This window comes from Magnetospirillum sp. 15-1 (assembly GCF_900184795.1).
GTDB lineage: Bacteria > Pseudomonadota > Alphaproteobacteria > Rhodospirillales > Magnetospirillaceae > Phaeospirillum.
The window spans coordinates 115,181-131,258 of sequence record NZ_FXXN01000023.1 but is presented as its reverse complement, the minus strand read 5'-3'; the positions used below and the strand labels follow the sequence as shown (position 1 = coordinate 131,258).

Below are 16,078 nucleotides of genomic sequence, written 5' to 3'. Positions count from 1 at the left end.
CCCGGCCGGCGCCGCCTCGTGATTGCCGCGGAAAATCTGGAACAACGGTATACAGCCTGTGGCGATGGCGGAGGCCTGAGCTTATCGCGGAATTATTCCCCTGTCACGGGCGAGCCCGAACCGGATGCGGCGAGCCCTGGTGCGGCACGTAGCGGCGCAGCATCACGTCGCTTTGCACCATGTGGTGCGAGACCCAATCCCTGATCAGGGCGGCCAGGTCGCGGAGCAGGGCGCCGTGGTCGACCTTGTGCGGCATGGCCTGATAGAGGTTCTGGATGTCGGCCAGCCGCCCCAGCAAGGCGGCATGCTCGCGGTGATGCGCGTCCTGGAAGGGGAAGGCGCATTCCCGCTGGACCTTTTCCTCGCGGCCGAAATTGATGGAGACCTGCTCGTAGAGCCCGGCGAGGAAGATGCCGATGGCGGCATCGGCGCCCGCGCCGCGGAGCGTGGTCTCGAACTCGTTGATATGGGCGATGAACTGTTTCTGAGCCTTGTCGACCTCCGGATGCCCGGTACTCATCGCCTCACGCCACACCAGCATAATGCCCTCCGAGCGTGACCGTCACGCCCATGCCCTTTATCACAAATAGGATGCGAAGCGTTCGACGCCCAGTCCATCCATACCGATGTCGGGCCGCAGACCAGACACAAGGTCGGCAACGACCCGGCCCGAGCCGCAGGACATGGTCCAGCCCAGGGTTCCATGACCGGTGTTCAGCCACAGATTGCGGAGCGGCGTGGCGCCCAGCAGCGGTACGCTGTCGGGAGTGACCGGGCGCAAGCCGGCCCAGGGCTCGGCGCGCTCGAAATCGCCGCCGTCGGGGAACAGCCGCCGGGCGTTCTCCAGGATCAGGCGGGCGCGGACCGGATTGAGGGAACGGTCATGGCCGGCCATCTCGGCGGTTCCGGCGGCGCGCAGCCGGTCGCCCAGGCGGGAATAGACCATCTTGTGCTCGTCGTCGGTGATGGAGACGAAGGGCGCGCCGGCATGGTTCGCCACCGGCACGGTGACCGAATAGCCCTTGGCCGGGACGATGGGCAGCCGCAGTCCGAGCGGCCGGGCCAGCAGCGGACTGTCGCAGCCGGCGGCCAGGACGTAGGCGTCGGCGGTGACGGTTCCCCCTTCGGTGGCCAGACCGGCCACCCGGTCGCCGTCGCGGACCAGCCCTTGAATCGGGACCGACCAGCGGAACTCCACCCCCCGGGCCGCCGCCATGACCGCCAGTTGGCGGGTGAACTTGTGGGCGTCGCCGCTCTCGTCGTCGGGAGTATAGATGCCGCCGGCCAGTTCCCCCTGCACCGCCGCCAGGGCGGGCTCGATGGCGACGCATTCGGCGGGGGTCCTGGGCTGGCGGCGCAGGCCGTGGCGGATCATCACCTGGGCGGCGCGGCAGGCGTGCTCGAACTCGGCGCCGTCACGGTAGACGTGGAGGATGCCCCGAATCTGCTGGTCGTAAAGGATGCCGGTTTCCGCCCGCAACTGGCCCAGGCAGATGCGGGAATACAGCGCGACGCGCAACGTGCGCTCGGTGTTGATCTCGGCCCGCGAGCGGGGGCAATTGGCCAGGAAACGCAATCCCCAGGCCCACAGGGCCGGGTCCCAGCGGTTCCAGCGGAACAGCAGGGGCGCATCCTCGCGGCCCAGCCATTTCAGCACCTTGGGCAGAACGGACGGGTTGGCCCACGGCTCGGCGTGGCAGGGGGAGATCTGGCCGCCATTGGCGAAGCTGGTCTCCAGTCCGGCACCCTCGCGCCGATCCACCACGGTCACCTCGTGACCGGCCTTGGCGAGATACCAGGCGCAGGCGGTGCCGACCACCCCGGCCCCGATGACGACGACCTTCACTTCAGTCCTCCGTGCGAGCCCGAAACATCTAATCCAGCCGCCCCGCGTTGGCAAATGGGCAGTTGGGGGTTACCCTTGTGTCATGACCAACGAAATTCTCAGCGTCGAGCAGATGTACCGGGCCGATCGCCTCGCCATGGCGGGGGGAATCGCCGGCGAGCGGCTGATGGAGGCCGCCGGCTGGGCGGTGGCCCGCGCGGCGCGGCGTCTGCTGCCCAAGGGGCGGATCGCCATCCTGTGCGGCCCCGGCAACAACGGCGGCGACGGCTTCGTGGCGGCGCGGCTGCTGGCCCGCGACGGCTGGGCGGTGCGCCTCGGCCTGCTGGGCGAGGTGGGACGGCTCAAGGGCGACGCCGCCATCATGGCCGGTCGCTGGACGGGCCGGGTCGAGCCCATGGATACCTCCATCCTGGAAGGCTGCGTCGGGGTGATCGATGCCCTGTTCGGCGCCGGGCTGGCGCGGGACCTGGAGGGCGAGGCCAAGGCGGTGATCGGGGAAATCGGCCGCCGAAAGCTGCCGGTCATCGCCGTCGATGTGCCCTCGGGGGTTCACGGCGACAGCGGCGCGGTGCTGGGCATCGCCCCCGATTGCCTTGCCACCGTCACCTTCTTCCGTCCCAAGCCCGGCCATTGCCTGCTGCCGGGGCGGCTCAAATGCGGCGAACTGGTGGTGGCCGATATCGGCATTCCGGATACGGTGCTGGGCGACATCAAGCCGACGCTTCACCGCAACGGGCCGGGCGCCTGGGCGCTGCCCGCCACGGCACCCGACGGGCACAAGTATTCCAGGGGCCACGCCCTGATTCTGGGCGGGACCCAGATGACCGGTGCCGCCCGGCTGGCGGCGCGCGCCGCCCGGCGGGTGGGGGCCGGGCTGGTCACCGTGGCCGCGCCGTCCGAGGCGCTGGATATCTATCATGCCGGTGATCCCGGCCTGCTGGTGGCTCCGGCCGAGCCCTTCGACGCCCTGCTGGCCGACCGGCGGCGCAATGCGCTGCTGCTGGGACCCGGCGGCGGAGTGGGGGAGGCAATGATCGTTCGGGTGGAGGCTGCGCTGGCGACCGGACGCCCCTGCGTGCTGGACGCCGATGCGCTGTCCAGCTTCGAGGGGCGGGGCGCCGAACTGTTCCGGCCCCTGTCCGACCGGGTGGTGCTTACTCCCCATGACGGCGAGTTCCGGCGCCTGTTCGGCGAGGTGGCGGGCAGCCGCCTCGAGCGGGCGCGGCAGGGGGCGCGGGTCTCGGGGGCGGTGGTGCTGCTCAAGGGGCCCGACACCGTGGTCGCCCATCCCGACGGGCGGGCGACCGTCACCACCGATGCGCCGCCTTTTCTCGCGACAGCCGGGTCCGGCGACGTGCTGGCCGGCTTGATCGTCGGGCTGCTGGCCCAGGGCATGGAGCCCTTCGCCGCCGCCTCGGCCGCCGCCTGGCTGCACGGGCGGGCGGCGGCGGCGTTCGGCCCCGGCCTGATCGCCGAGGATCTGCCCGATATCCTTCCCGCAATCCTGGCCGATAAGGGGAGATTGGCCCATGAATGAGGTTCAGACCACCGCCGCCACCCTTCTGTCCCGCCTGAAGGGCCTGTGGCGCGACATCGCCGGATCGGACGGGGCGGGCAAGGTGCCGGCCTTGGCTCCGGCCCTGCCGGGAAGCGATCTCGAGCGCTTGCGCGCCCAGATGGAGGCCTGCCTGTCCGCCAAGGGCGGCGAGGTCTCGGCCCGCGCCAGGGCGGCGGCCCTGGGCCGCGCCTACCTGTCCCTGTCGGCCGAGGGGCGGGTGCGCTTCCTTCAACTGCTGGCCACCGGCTTCGGCCCGGATCGCGCCAAGGTGGACGCGGCGGTGGCGGCCCTGGCTTCGGCGGAGGACGATACCGCCCGCACCCGCGCCGAGATGGAACTGCGCGTGGCACTGGAGCCGCCGCGTCTCAGGCTGCTGACCCAGTTCAACGCCCTGCCCGAGGGCGTCAAGTTCCTGGTGGACCTGCGGGCCGAACTGATGGGCCTCGGCCGCGAGCATCCCGATCTGATTCCGCTGGAGGGCGACCTGCGGGGGCTGCTGGCCTCGTGGTTCGACGTGGGCTTCCTGGTGCTGGAGCGCATCACCTGGCGTTCGCCGGCCGCCGTGCTGGAAAAGATCATGGAATACGAGGCGGTGCACGCCATCCAGGGCTGGACCGACCTTAAGAACCGCCTGGATTCCGACCGGCGGCTCTACGCCTTCTTCCATCCGCGCATGCCCGACGAGCCGCTGATCTTCGTCGAGGTGGCCCTGGTGCGGGATATGGCCGGCAATGTCCAGGACCTGCTGGACCCCACCGCGCCGCTGGGCGACGTGGACAAGGCCGATACCGCCATCTTCTATTCCATCAACAACGCCCAGCGCGGTCTGGCCGGCATCAGCTTCGGCAATTTCCTGATCAAGCGGGTGGTGGATGATCTGTCGCGCGAGTTCAAGCAGATCAAGACCTTCGCCACCCTGTCGCCCATCCCCGGCTTTCGCCGCTGGCTGGAGGGGCGCCTGACCAAGGGCGAGCCCGGCCTGCTGACCGCCGCCGAGCACAAGGCCCTGACCCGGGTAAGCGGCATGGCCGCCAAGGGCAGTCTCAAGGCGCTGCTGGCCGAGCCCGACTGGACGGCGGAGCCGCTGCTGGCCGAGGCGCTGGAAGGGCCGTTGACCCGCCTTGCCGCCCGCTATCTTACCCGCGAAAAGCGGGCGGACGGCGTGGCGGCCCTCGATCCGGTGGCTCATTTCCACCTGTCCAACGGGGCGCGCATCGAGCGGATCAACTGGATGGCCGATATGTCGGCCAACGGGCTCAATCAGTCGGCCGGGCTGATGGTCAACTACCTCTATGACCTGGGCGACATCGACGCCAACCACGAGGCCTATTCGGCCAGCGGCAAGGTGGCGGTGTCGGGGCGGGTCAAGGCGTTGGCGAAGGGGTAGGGGGAAAAGGGGAGCGGTGTTCCGCTCCCCTTCCTTGAACCGGCTCAGCCGGCGCGGATCTGCGATACGAAACGGTCCACCTGGGTTTCCAGTTGGGCGGAATCGCGCGACAGGGTGGAGGCGGCGCCCAGGACCTGACGGGCGGCGTCGCCGGTCTGGGCGGCGGCGGTGTTGACCCGGGTGATGGTCTCGGTGACCTCCGAGGTGCCCTGGGCGGCCTGCTGGACATTGCGGGCGATTTCGCCGGTGGCGGCGCCCTGTTCCTCCACCGCCGCGGCGATGGAGCCCGAGATGTGGTTGATCTGGCCGATGGTGGTGGCGATGCCGCCGATGGCGCTCACCGCGTCGCGGGTGGCCGATTGCACCGCCGAAATCTGGGAGGCGATCTCCTCGGTGGCCTTGCCGGTCTGGTTGGCGAGGTTCTTGACCTCGTTGGCCACCACGGCGAAGCCCTTGCCGGCGTCGCCGGCCCTGGCCGCCTCGATGGTGGCGTTCAAGGCCAGCAGGTTGGTCTGCGACGCGATGTCGTTGATCAGCTTGACCACCTGGCCGATCTTGCTGGCCGCCTCGGCCAGACTTTGCACCATCTGGTTGGTGCGGTCGGCCTCGACCATGGCGTTGGCGGCGATCTGGGCCGATTGGGCCACCTGTCGGCTGATCTCGGTGATGGAAGACGACAGTTCCTCGGCCGCCGCGGCCACGGTCTGGATGTTGACCGTGGCTTCTTCGGCCGCCGCCGCCACGGTGGTGGACTGGCGCGAGGTTTCCTCGGCGGTGGCGGTCATGGTCTTGGCGGTGCTCTCCATCTGGCCGGCCGAGGAGGCCACCGAAGCCACCAGGCCCTTGACCTCGCGCTCGAACATCTCGGCCTTGGCCCCCAGTTCGCGGGCGATGATGGCGGCGGTGTTGGTCTCGATATAGACCGAGGTGGCCAGATCCATGTCGAGGAAGGCCGCCTTGTTGATGGCGTTCAGAACCTGGGTCAGGCGGCGCGGGTCCTTGCGGTAGTGCTCGACCGCCACGCCGGTCACCATGTTCAGCACGAAGCAATAGCCGGCGGTATACCACTTGGGTTCCAGGCCGATGCGCTGGTGGACCTTGCCGATCTCGGTGACCTGGGCGAAGTAGCGGTCGTCGAACTGGCCGAGGAATACGCTTTCCATCCAATGCTTCTTCTGCATGGATCGCGCATGGGCCATGCGCTCGGGGGTGGCGAACATTTTCGCCGTCGCCGGATTGCCGCTCACATGGCGGTAAAAGGTGTCGAGAACTCCGTCGATGCGGCGCGCCAGGACATCGCGGAATTCCCGCAACGTGCGCTTGGTTTCTTCGTCGATCTGCAGAAAGGCTATGCTTGAGGTGCGATCGAGGTCCATTTTTCCACCTTATCCCCAACGGTATGTGGGGGCCGAGTATGGGCCAGCACCCCAGGTGTTTCAAATCCAATTCGGCTGTTTCCCAGTGATTCACTATACCTTTCATGCCTGTGAAACCGGGGGGTGAGGGTGGTTGGACGGTCGTGCGGCTTTTCCCTGTTTCCCTGGAAACGAACATGCTATAGACAGGACCCTCCCGACGGGGCGGCCCCAGGGCGCGCATGCTTGCGCGCGCGGGTTCGATGGCGTGCACGGTCGATTGCGGGCGTGGTGGAATTGGTAGACACACTGGATTTAGGTTCCAGCGGCGCAAGCCATGGGGGTTCAAGTCCCTTCGCCCGCACCACCATTCACCGCTGCCGGCCCTGGACCCTGGCGCATGCCGACCGGCGGGAACAGCGATTTCAACTCACTCGATTCGATTGGCGATAGACTGATGCAGGTAACCGAGATCAATGCCGAAGGCCTGAAGCGCGAATTCAAGGTCGTCGTTCCCGCCCAGCAGCTGGAAACCCGGATGCAGGACAAGCTGGCGGAGATCGCCCGCAACGTGGCCATGCCCGGCTTCCGTCCCGGCAAGGTCCCCATGAACATCGTGCGCAAGAAGTACGGTGGCTCGGTGATGGGCGAGATTCTGGAGAACGCCGTGAACGATGGCGCCGGCAAGGCCATCACCGACGGCAGCCTGCGCCCGGCCATGCAGCCCAAGATCGAGATCACCAAGTACGAGCAGGGCTCGGACCTGGAGTTCACCGTGGCGGTGGAAGTGCTGCCCGAGATCAAGACCATGGATTTCGGCACCATCAATCTGGTGCGCGACAAGGCCGTGGTGCCGGATGCCGAGGTTGACGACGCCCTGGCCAAGATCGCCGAGCGCAACGAGACCTCCGAGCCGGTCAAGCGCGCCGCCAAGTCGGGCGACGTGGTGGTCATCGACTTCGTGGGCAAGACCGACGGCGTGGCCTTCCCCGGCGGCACCGCCGAGGGCTACTCGCTGAAGCTGGGCTCCAACACCTTCATTCCGGGCTTCGAGGACCAGCTGGTCGGCAAGAAGGCCGACGCCGACGTCGAGGTCAACGTGACCTTCCCCGAGGGCTACGGCAACGAAGCCCTGGCCGGCAAGCCGGCCCTGTTCGAGGTCAAGGTCAAGGAAGTGCGTGCCCCCAAGGCCGCCGCCGTCGACGACGAGCTGGCCAAGTCGGTCGGCCTGGAAAGCCTCGATGCCCTGAAGACCGCCATCCGCGACGAAATCGCCCGCGAGCTGGACGGCGTGTCGCGCATGAAGCTGAAGCGCGCCCTGCTGGACGCCCTGTCGGCCGGTCACGACTTCCCGGTTCCCCCGGGCATGCTGGACGGCGAGTTCGAGGCCATCTGGAAGCAGGTGGAAGCCGACAAGGAAGCCGGTCGCCAGGATGCCGCCGATGCCGGCAAGTCCGAGGACGAACTGAAGGCCGAGTACCGCACCCTGGCCGAGCGCCGCGTGCGGCTGGGCCTGCTGCTGGCCGAGGTCGGCCGGGTCAACGAGATCAACGTGACCCAGGAAGACCTGAACCGCGGCATCATGATGGAAGCCCGCCGCTACCCCGGCCAGGAGCATCTGGTGCTGCAGTACTACCAGAAGAACCAGGAAGCCCTGGAATCGCTGCGCGCTCCCCTCTACGAGGAGAAGGTGGTCGATTTCATCCTGGAGCTGGCCAAGATCACCGACAACGAAGTGTCGGTCGAGGCCCTGCGCAAGGACCCCGACGAGGCGACCGACGGCGACGCCGAGTCCCCCAAGCCGAAGAAGAAGGCCGCCGCCAAGAAGAAGGCCGCCGAATAGGTTCTGGTTTGCGTGCAAAGCCCGCGACGTTCACCATATGAATGTCGCGGGCAGCCAATTCCTTCGGCGCCCGCCCCCGCCGATGTCAAATCCATAAGGATGGAAAATGCGCGAAAGAGACCCGATCGACCTCTACATGAACACCCTGGTTCCCATGGTGGTCGAGCAGACCAACCGGGGTGAGCGGTCCTACGACATCTATTCGCGCCTGCTGAAGGAGCGGATCGTCTTCCTCACCGGCCAGGTCTTCGACGAGGTCGCCAGCCTGATCTGCGCCCAGCTGTTGTTCCTGGAATCCGAGAATCCCAGCAAGGACATCGCCTTCTACATCAACTCGCCGGGTGGCGTGGTGACGTCGGGCCTGGCCATCTACGACACCATGCAATACATCCGTCCCGCCGTCTCCACCGTGTGCGTCGGCCAGGCGGCGTCCATGGGGTCGTTGCTGATGACCGCCGGCGAGAAGGGCAAGCGTTTCTCGCTGCCCAATTCCCGCATCATGGTGCACCAGCCGTCGGGCGGCGCCCAGGGCCAGGCCACGGATATCGAAATCCAGGCCCGCGAGATCCTTGCGCTCAGGGCCCGGCTCAACAACATCTATGTCGAGCACACCGGCCAGCCGCTGGAAGTGATCGAGAAGGTGATGGAGCGCGACAAGTTCATGACCGCCGAGGAAGCCAAGGAATTCGGGCTGATCGACGAGGTGGTGAACAAGCGCCCCGCCGCCGAGGGCGATTCTGCGTCCTGAGTTTGTTCAAGCCGCAGCGGCCGGGCCGGTTCCTGACGGGGACTTGCCCGGCCGTTTGCTTATGCGCCCATGATAGAATTGTCGTTGTCTGGCGTGGCGGGCTGTGTCTAACATGATTTCGCGGGTGCGATGCGGCCGCCTTGATCCAATGGAGTTTCGATGACCAAGTCCACTAGCGGCGATTCCAAGAATACTCTGTACTGCTCGTTCTGTGGAAAGAGCCAGCACGAGGTGAGGAAGCTTATCGCCGGGCCGACCGTATTCATCTGCGATGAATGCGTCGAGCTGTGCATGGACATCATTCGCGAAGAGCACAAGACCCATCTGGTGCGCTCGCGTGATGGCGTGCCGACCCCCAAGGACATCTGTGCCGTGCTCGATGACTATGTCATCGGCCAGGGCCATGCCAAGAAGGTGCTGTCGGTTGCCGTCCACAACCACTACAAGCGGCTGCAGCACGGCGGCAAGAACAACGAAGTCGAGCTGGCCAAGTCCAACATCCTGCTGATCGGCCCCACCGGCTGCGGCAAGACGCTGCTGGCCCAGACGCTGGCCCGTATTCTCGACGTGCCGTTCACCATGGCCGACGCCACCACGCTGACCGAGGCCGGCTACGTGGGCGAGGACGTGGAGAACATCATCCTCAAGCTGCTGCAGGCCGCCGAATACAACGTCGAGCGGGCCCAGCGCGGCATCGTCTATATCGACGAAGTGGATAAGATCAGCCGCAAGTCCGACAACCCGTCCATCACCCGCGACGTGTCGGGCGAGGGCGTGCAGCAGGCCCTGCTGAAGATCATGGAAGGCACCGTCGCCTCGGTGCCGCCCCAGGGCGGGCGCAAGCATCCCCAGCAGGAATTCCTGCAGGTGGACACCACCAACATCTTGTTCATCTGCGGCGGCGCCTTCGCCGGTCTGGAAAAGATCATCGGTTCGCGCGGCCGGGGCACCTCCATCGGCTTCGGTGCCGACGTGCGCGGCCCGGACGAGCGCCGCACCGGCGAGATTCTGCGCGAGGTCGAGCCCGAGGATCTGCTGAAGTTCGGCCTGATCCCCGAATTCGTCGGCCGCCTGCCGGTTCTGGCGACGCTGGAGGATTTGGACGTCGACGCCCTGATCGACATCCTGTCCAAGCCGAAGAACGCCCTGGTGAAGCAGTATCAGCGTCTGTTCGAGATGGAGGACGTGCGCTTGTCCTTCTCCGAGGACGCCTTGAAGGCCATCTCCGAGAAGGCCATCGCCCGCAAGACCGGCGCGCGCGGCCTGCGTTCCATCATGGAATCCATCCTGCTCGATACCATGTTCGATCTGCCCGGCCTCGATGCCGTGGACGAGGTGGTGATCAACAAGGAAGTGGTGGAGGGCCGCGCCAAGCCGCTCTACATCTACGCCGAACGGCGTGAGGACGTGGGCTCCAGCGCCTAGGCGTTTTCGGCCGAGGAAAAACCGGGCGGGTCTCCTTCCAAGGGGTCCGCCCGTGCTTTTTTCCACAATTCCTGGTGTTCCGCTCCGGACTTTAGCCAAAATCTACATTGCGGATACCCCCGACAAGACACTAGAATCATCGGACATGGCTTGACGAAGGGGGGACTCCGCCCCAGCTAGAGCCTGTTACGGTTACAGTACAAAGACGGGCCGACCCAGTCGGGCGTCCCGCCGGCGTGAATGAGGCAGCATGGTCGATACCCCTCCTGGCGATGTTTTTCCCGTCCTTCCGCTCCGGGACATCGTCGTCTTCCCCCACATGATCGTCCCGCTGTTCGTCGGCCGGGAGAAGTCGGTGCGCGCCCTGGAAGACGTGATGCGGGAAGACAAGCAGATTCTGCTGGTCGCCCAGAAGAACGCCGCCCAGGACGATCCCACCACCGAGGACATCTACTCGGTGGGCACGGTCTCCACCGTGCTGCAGCTCCTCAAGCTGCCCGACGGCACCGTCAAGGTGCTGGTCGAGGGCGGCAAGCGCGCCAAGATCACCGGCTTCACCGAGAACGAGGCGTTCTTCCAGGCCACCGCCGAGGTGGTGGACGAACGGGAAGGCGACCAGCAGGAGCTGGAGGCGCTGTCCCGCTCGGTGGTCAGCCAGTTCGAGCAGTACATCAAGCTCAACAAGAAGATTCCGCCCGAGGTGCTGGTCTCGGTCAACCAGATCGAGGATTCGGCCAAGCTGGCCGACACCGTGGCGTCCCATCTGGCCCTCAAGATCGCCGAGAAGCAGGAGCTCCTCGAGATCGAGGTGGTCTCCGAGCGCCTGGAGCGGGTCTATTCCTACATGGAGGGCGAGATCGGCGTCCTGCAGGTAGAAAAGAAGATTCGCAACCGCGTCAAGCGGCAGATGGAGAAGACCCAGCGCGAGTACTATCTGAACGAGCAGCTGAAGGCCATTCAGAAGGAACTGGGCGAGGGTGACGACGGCAAGGACGAGACCGCCGAGCTGGAAGAGCGCATCGCCAAGACCAAGCTGACCGTCGAAGCGCGCGAGAAGGCCCTGGCTGAGCTGAAGAAGCTGAAGTCCATGAGCCCCATGTCGGCCGAGGCCACCGTGGTGCGCAATTATCTCGACTGGCTGCTGACCATTCCGTGGAAGAAGCGCACCAAGGTCAAGAAGGACGTGGTCCTGGCCCAGAAGGTGCTCAATTCCGACCATTACGGCCTGGAGAAGGTCAAGGAACGCATCCTTGAGTATCTCGCCGTGCAGATTCGTACCGACAAGGTCCGTGGTCCCATCCTGTGCCTGGTCGGCCCGCCCGGCGTCGGCAAGACCTCGCTGGGCAAGTCCATCGCCGCGGCCACCGGGCGCAATTTCGTGCGCATGAGCCTGGGCGGCGTCCGGGACGAGGCCGAGGTGCGCGGTCACCGCCGCACCTATATCGGTTCCATGCCCGGCAAGATCGTCCAGGGCATGAAGAAGGCCAAGAGCTCCAATCCGCTGTTCCTGCTGGACGAGATCGACAAGCTGGGCGCCGACTGGCGCGGCGATCCCGCCTCGGCCCTGCTGGAGGTTCTTGACCCCGAGCAGAACGCCACCTTCAACGACCATTACCTGGAGGTGGATTACGACCTCTCCGACGTGATGTTCGTGACCACCGCCAACACCATGCGCATGCCGCAGCCGCTGCTGGACCGCATGGAGATCATCCGCCTGTCCGGCTACACCGAGGACGAGAAGGTGGAAATCTCCAAGCGCCACCTGCTGCCCAAGGTGATCAAGGCGGCCGGCCTGAAGAAGGGCGAATGGTCCATCAGCGACGAAGCCCTGCGCCACATCGTGCGCTACTACACCCGCGAGGCGGGCGTGCGCAGCATGGAACGCGAACTGGCCAATCTGGCCCGCAAGGCGGTCAAGGAGATCGTTTCCACCCGCAAGACCAAGGTCGCCGTCACGCCGCGCAACCTGGAAAAGTACGCGGGCGTCCATCGCTATCGCTTCGGCGAGGTGGAGGAGCAGGATCTGGTCGGCGTGGTCACCGGTCTGGCCTGGACCGAGGTGGGCGGCGAACTGCTGACCATCGAGGCGGTCAGCATGCCCGGCAAGGGCACCTTCAGCCACACCGGCAAGCTGGGCGACGTCATGCAGGAATCGGTGCAGGCGGCCCGTTCCTACGTGCGCTCGCGCTCGGTCAGCCTGGGCATCAAGCCGACGGTCTTCGAGAAGCGCGACATCCACGTCCACGTGCCCGAGGGCGCCACGCCCAAGGACGGCCCGTCGGCCGGTGTCGCCATGTGCACCACCATCGTCTCGGTGCTGACCGGCATTCCGGTGCGCCGCGACGTGGCCATGACCGGCGAGATCACCCTGCGCGGCCGCGTGCTGCCCATCGGCGGCCTCAAGGAAAAGCTGCTGGCGGCCCTGCGCGGCGGCATCAAGACCGTTCTCATCCCCAAGGAGAACGAGAAGGATCTGGCCGAGATTCCGGACAACGTCAAGAAGGGCCTGGACATCATTCCGGTCTCCACCGCCGACGAAGTGCTGCAGCGCGCCCTGGTGCGCATGCCGGTCCCCATCGAGTGGGAAGAGTCCGAGGTGGTGGTGGAAAACAAGCCGGCCGCCGACGGCGAAGCGGCGGCGGGCGGTCTGGTCACTCACTGATCCGCCGTTTCTGTGTTTTCTTTGTTGAAGTCGGCGATTCCCGGTGGGGATCGCCGATTTTGTATCTGCGGGGCGGTGGAGGAGGGGCGTGGATGCCAGCAAATCCGCCATTTCTTGCCGATTGCGCATTGACGCTGTCCGACAGGCTGAATTAGACTGCCTCTGTCTAATTCGATAGGCGGTAAGGCCGGCTATCTTTGTCGGTATAACGAAGGGGGTCCTCAGGTGAACAAGAACGATCTCGTGACGGCCGTGGCTGGCGCCGCTGGCCTGTCCAAGGCTGATGCGGCCAAGGCCGTGGATGGTGTTTTCGAAGCCATTACCTCCGCGCTGAAGGGCGGTGATGAGGTTCGTCTGGTCGGTTTCGGCACTTTTGCCGTCGCGTCGCGCGCGGCGTCCGAGGGCCGCAATCCCCGCACCGGCGAAAAGATCAAGATTCCGGCGTCCAAGCAGCCGAAGTTCAAGGCCGGCAAGGGCCTGAAGGACGGCATCCAGTAAGGATGCCTCTCCGAAAGTACGGTGTGCCGGCCGCCTTTGGGCGGCCGGTTTTGTTTTGGGGGCTTGCCCAAAGCGACGGCTTTGCCTAGAACCTGCTTTACCAAGTCCCGATGAGTATCGAAGCCGGTCGGCGTCGATTGGCATGAAGGGCGGTTAGCTCAGTTGGTAGAGCGCCTGCTTTACACGCAGGATGTCGGCGGTTCGAACCCGTCACCGCCCACCAAGCCTTTAAGGCCTTGATTTCACTGTGGTCCGAAGTGTGGTGGTGTACTCCGTTAGCACACCTTCACGTCACACCTGATAATCCCTCTCCCGACCGAAATCAACCCGCCCGCAGGACGGGGCCAGCCATAGCCGCCAGGGCCGTTTTCCGGGGCATGGAGCGGGCAAAGCTATTCCGTCGCCATTCGGGTGTCCGGCAGGGCCAAGGGCTGTCAGCGGCGCTCTGGGGCGACTGCCCGTTGTGCAGCGCGCAATCTTAAGAACGTCCGCCTGAATGCTATCAGCTATTGGTGGTTTGTGGGTCTCTCGCTACTATGCGGTGTCTCCATCCGTATTGGGTGCAGTTTAGCGCGAGGGCTATTATGAGCGACAACCTGAAGATTACTCACCCGCAGGATGCCAAGCGCATCAACATGAACCAGCCCCATGAGGTTCAACACTGGTGCGCCAAGTTCCGCGTCACCAGGGAAACCCTGGAGGCGGCGATCCGTGCAGCGAAGAGCGATTATGCGGATGCCGTTGAGAGGGTGTTGAACAACAAGCGCCCATAGCGTGAAGGCATGTGCCATGCCGACACTGCGCATTTGCCGCCTCAGCAAGCCTCTGATAGGGTGCGAGGTGGCGTGTCGAAGCGCCGAAAAACCGAAGAAGGCCCCCATGTCGGGTGGCCTGTGAATACAACACCCGGCTTTCGCCAAAGGGTGCGCATTCGCGCGTGCCCTCATGGGAAATAAGCAGGGCGTGATTTCTTCGGTTACACGCTTCGACCCACCCGGCGCCAGCCGGGGTGTGGGTCTTGGTGTGTCTTTTTCCTGGCAACCGAAGAGAATTCAATCATGCAACAATGGGATGAGCAGCAATCGGCAAAGATTGATGAAATTCTGAGATCAACAAATCGCCTTTCGTTTTCCATAACTGAGCGTCAGCATCTAATTCACTTTCTTAATAAGGAAGCGGATAATGGGCTTGTTGTCAGATTTCATCCAACAATGACTAAGGAAGATGTAGCTTCAGCGTTGGAGCAAGGCATTGTATTGCTTCAATGTCCTCAAATTGAAAGCGACATATTGTTCCTCAAGCTCAATGATGGGCGTGGCTTTCTCGGCGGGCAGAAAAGCAGGGTCGCCAACTATATCAGCGTTCAAATGGCGAACGCTTTCACAGCAGGCGGATCGCATGCGCTGCTTATCGGTGGGCTTACCGGCATCAACAACATCTTCCGGCATCGCGGCTTGCTGTCGGGAATGGCCCTTTAGCTCAGTGTGTTTCCATAGGGTATACCGCAGCAAGACAGTTACGCGAGACGTTTGCGCTGTCTTAATAGGGTTGCTTTTGGCGTAATAAGACGCTACAGCTTCAATGTCTAGAGTTAAACGAGACATTGCGGGGGCGCCATGCTGTACGGATACGCCAGGGTTTCGACCACGGATCAAGGCCTGACACTTCAGGAGGAAGCCCTGAAGGCGGCGGGGTGTGATCTGGTGGTGTCGGAGAAGGTCACGGGCACCAGCCGCGAAGGGCGGCAAGAGTTGGAGCGCTTGCTTCAGTTCATCCGGGAGGGCGACACTCTGGTTGTTACCCGTATCGACCGGCTTGCACGCTCCATTGGCGATCTCCAGGACATAGTGCGGGGATTGAAGGCCAAGGGTGTGAACCTCCGGGCTACGCTGCAATCCGTCGATACCAGTACGGCGGCAGGTAAGGCCTTCCTGGACATGTTGGGAGTTTTTGCGGAGTTCGAGACGAACTTGCGGAAGGAGCGGCAGGCGGAAGGCATTGCCAAGGCCAAGGCCGCAGGCGTCTATAAAGGGCGCAAGCAGAGTATCGACGTGCTGGAAGTGCGCAAGCTGAAGGAACAGGGGCTTGGTGCTACCGAGATAGCTTCAAGGCTTAAGATTGGGCGTGCATCAGTTTATAGGGTGCTTGATGCTATAGCTGCTGATCCTTTGTCGTCTGGTCTAGATCAGGATGATTTACTGTCAATCCAAGGCTGAAAACGCTCTCCGGGCACCCATGGCGGGCAAGAGGGTGGAGGGTGCGGCCATGGTAGCCGCCCATCGCCCTTCGGGCGTCCTGGATGCTCTGGCGGGCCGCTAGGGCGAAATCAGGTGGGATGTATCGTGCCCGGTAGGCAAAACAGATAGATAACTCAACCAAATCATTAACATGCAGTTTATCTAATAAATGCAAAAGCCCCCCTACCCCCCTGTATATAACCTGTATAGCTACTGGTTAAATGATCACGTTCCTAATCTCGTTCCTCGATTAGTCACCTCGCTTCGCTACGTGATCGAATATCATGTAGTTAATACGGGTATAATCCTAGTTCATAACCATGTTCGTTATCTGGTATTCACCTGTGGTCTGATGCTCCGCTTGGGCTTCGCATCATCCCAATAATGCTGGGGTATGCTGGCTCAACACTATCTCCGCTTCGATCTCCGATCTCCGCTGCGATAGGCGCGTTTTCTTGTCCATTAGGAAGGGACCAAAGATTTCGGGCCTTTTCCTTGGCAAGCCTATGAAACTAAACA

At 64.2% G+C, this 16,078-nt stretch carries 13 protein-coding genes and 2 tRNA genes; 12 read left to right on the top strand and 3 right to left on the bottom strand.

All coding sequences use genetic code 11. From position 1 onward, the window contains the following. Positions 1 to 103: 103 nt before the first annotated feature. Positions 104 to 541 (bottom strand): hemerythrin domain-containing protein, encoded by a 438-nt coding sequence (locus CP958_RS10155; RefSeq protein ID WP_096701850.1) that lies wholly within the window; start codon positions 539 to 541, stop codon positions 104 to 106. 39 nt (positions 542 to 580) lie between these two features. Then, positions 581 to 1,846 carry a D-amino acid dehydrogenase gene (locus CP958_RS10150; RefSeq protein ID WP_096701849.1) on the bottom strand — a complete coding sequence of 422 codons (1,266 nt, stop codon included), beginning with the start codon at positions 1,844 to 1,846 and terminating at the stop codon, positions 581 to 583. An 82-nt stretch (positions 1,847 to 1,928) separates the two neighbouring features. On the opposite strand from CP958_RS10150, the gene CP958_RS10145 reads away from it, so the two are divergent. Both CP958_RS10145 and CP958_RS10140 read left to right on the top strand, forming a co-directional pair. Further along, positions 1,929 to 3,383 carry an NAD(P)H-hydrate dehydratase gene (locus CP958_RS10145; RefSeq protein WP_096701848.1) on the top strand — a complete coding sequence of 485 codons (1,455 nt, stop codon included), beginning with the start codon at positions 1,929 to 1,931 and terminating at the stop codon, positions 3,381 to 3,383. Then, positions 3,376 to 4,791: a malonyl-CoA decarboxylase gene (locus CP958_RS10140; RefSeq protein ID WP_096701847.1), complete on the top strand. Its 1,416-nt coding sequence runs from the start codon at positions 3,376 to 3,378 to the stop codon at positions 4,789 to 4,791. The genes CP958_RS10145 and CP958_RS10140 overlap by 8 nt, the downstream gene beginning before the upstream one ends. Positions 4,792 to 4,835: 44 nt before the next feature. Here the strand turns inward: CP958_RS10140 and CP958_RS10135 are convergent, their stop codons facing one another. Continuing rightward, a complete protein-coding gene (locus CP958_RS10135) occupies positions 4,836 to 6,167 on the bottom strand; it encodes a globin-coupled sensor protein (protein WP_096701846.1) in 1,332 nt (443 codons plus the stop codon). A gap of 261 nt (positions 6,168 to 6,428) precedes the next feature. On the opposite strand from CP958_RS10135, the gene CP958_RS10130 reads away from it, so the two are divergent. The 10 genes from CP958_RS10130 (at position 6,429) to CP958_RS10085 (ending at position 15,538) form a co-directional block, all read left to right on the top strand. Continuing rightward, a tRNA-Leu gene (locus CP958_RS10130) sits at positions 6,429 to 6,513 on the top strand. Between the two features lie 90 nt (positions 6,514 to 6,603). Beyond that, positions 6,604 to 7,989 carry a trigger factor gene (gene tig / locus CP958_RS10125; protein WP_096701845.1) on the top strand — a complete coding sequence of 462 codons (1,386 nt, stop codon included), beginning with the start codon at positions 6,604 to 6,606 and terminating at the stop codon, positions 7,987 to 7,989. A 106-nt stretch (positions 7,990 to 8,095) separates the two neighbouring features. Then, entirely contained in the window at positions 8,096 to 8,737 is a 642-nt protein-coding gene (gene clpP, locus CP958_RS10120) for an ATP-dependent Clp endopeptidase proteolytic subunit ClpP (protein ID WP_096701844.1), read from the top strand. Between the two features lie 159 nt (positions 8,738 to 8,896). Continuing rightward, positions 8,897 to 10,162, top strand: coding sequence for an ATP-dependent Clp protease ATP-binding subunit ClpX (gene clpX / locus CP958_RS10115; RefSeq protein WP_096701843.1), 1,266 nt, complete (start codon positions 8,897 to 8,899; stop codon positions 10,160 to 10,162). A gap of 250 nt (positions 10,163 to 10,412) precedes the next feature. Continuing rightward, positions 10,413 to 12,824, top strand: a complete 2,412-nt coding sequence (gene lon, locus CP958_RS10110) for an endopeptidase La (RefSeq protein WP_096701842.1) — start codon at positions 10,413 to 10,415, stop codon at positions 12,822 to 12,824. A 225-nt stretch (positions 12,825 to 13,049) separates the two neighbouring features. Next, complete coding sequence (locus tag CP958_RS10105) at positions 13,050 to 13,322, top strand: HU family DNA-binding protein (protein WP_008617506.1); 273 nt, start codon at positions 13,050 to 13,052, stop codon at positions 13,320 to 13,322. Positions 13,323 to 13,469: 147 nt separating this feature from the next. After that, positions 13,470 to 13,545, top strand: a tRNA-Val gene (locus CP958_RS10100). A 361-nt stretch (positions 13,546 to 13,906) separates the two neighbouring features. After that, entirely contained in the window at positions 13,907 to 14,095 is a 189-nt protein-coding gene (locus tag CP958_RS10095; RefSeq protein WP_096702041.1) for a DUF3606 domain-containing protein, read from the top strand. A gap of 285 nt (positions 14,096 to 14,380) precedes the next feature. Continuing rightward, a complete protein-coding gene (locus CP958_RS25875; RefSeq protein WP_141400481.1) occupies positions 14,381 to 14,800 on the top strand; it encodes a hypothetical protein in 420 nt (139 codons plus the stop codon). A 138-nt stretch (positions 14,801 to 14,938) separates the two neighbouring features. Next, a complete protein-coding gene (locus CP958_RS10085; RefSeq protein ID WP_096701840.1) occupies positions 14,939 to 15,538 on the top strand; it encodes a recombinase family protein in 600 nt (199 codons plus the stop codon). The last annotated feature ends 540 nt before the right edge of the window (positions 15,539 to 16,078 follow it).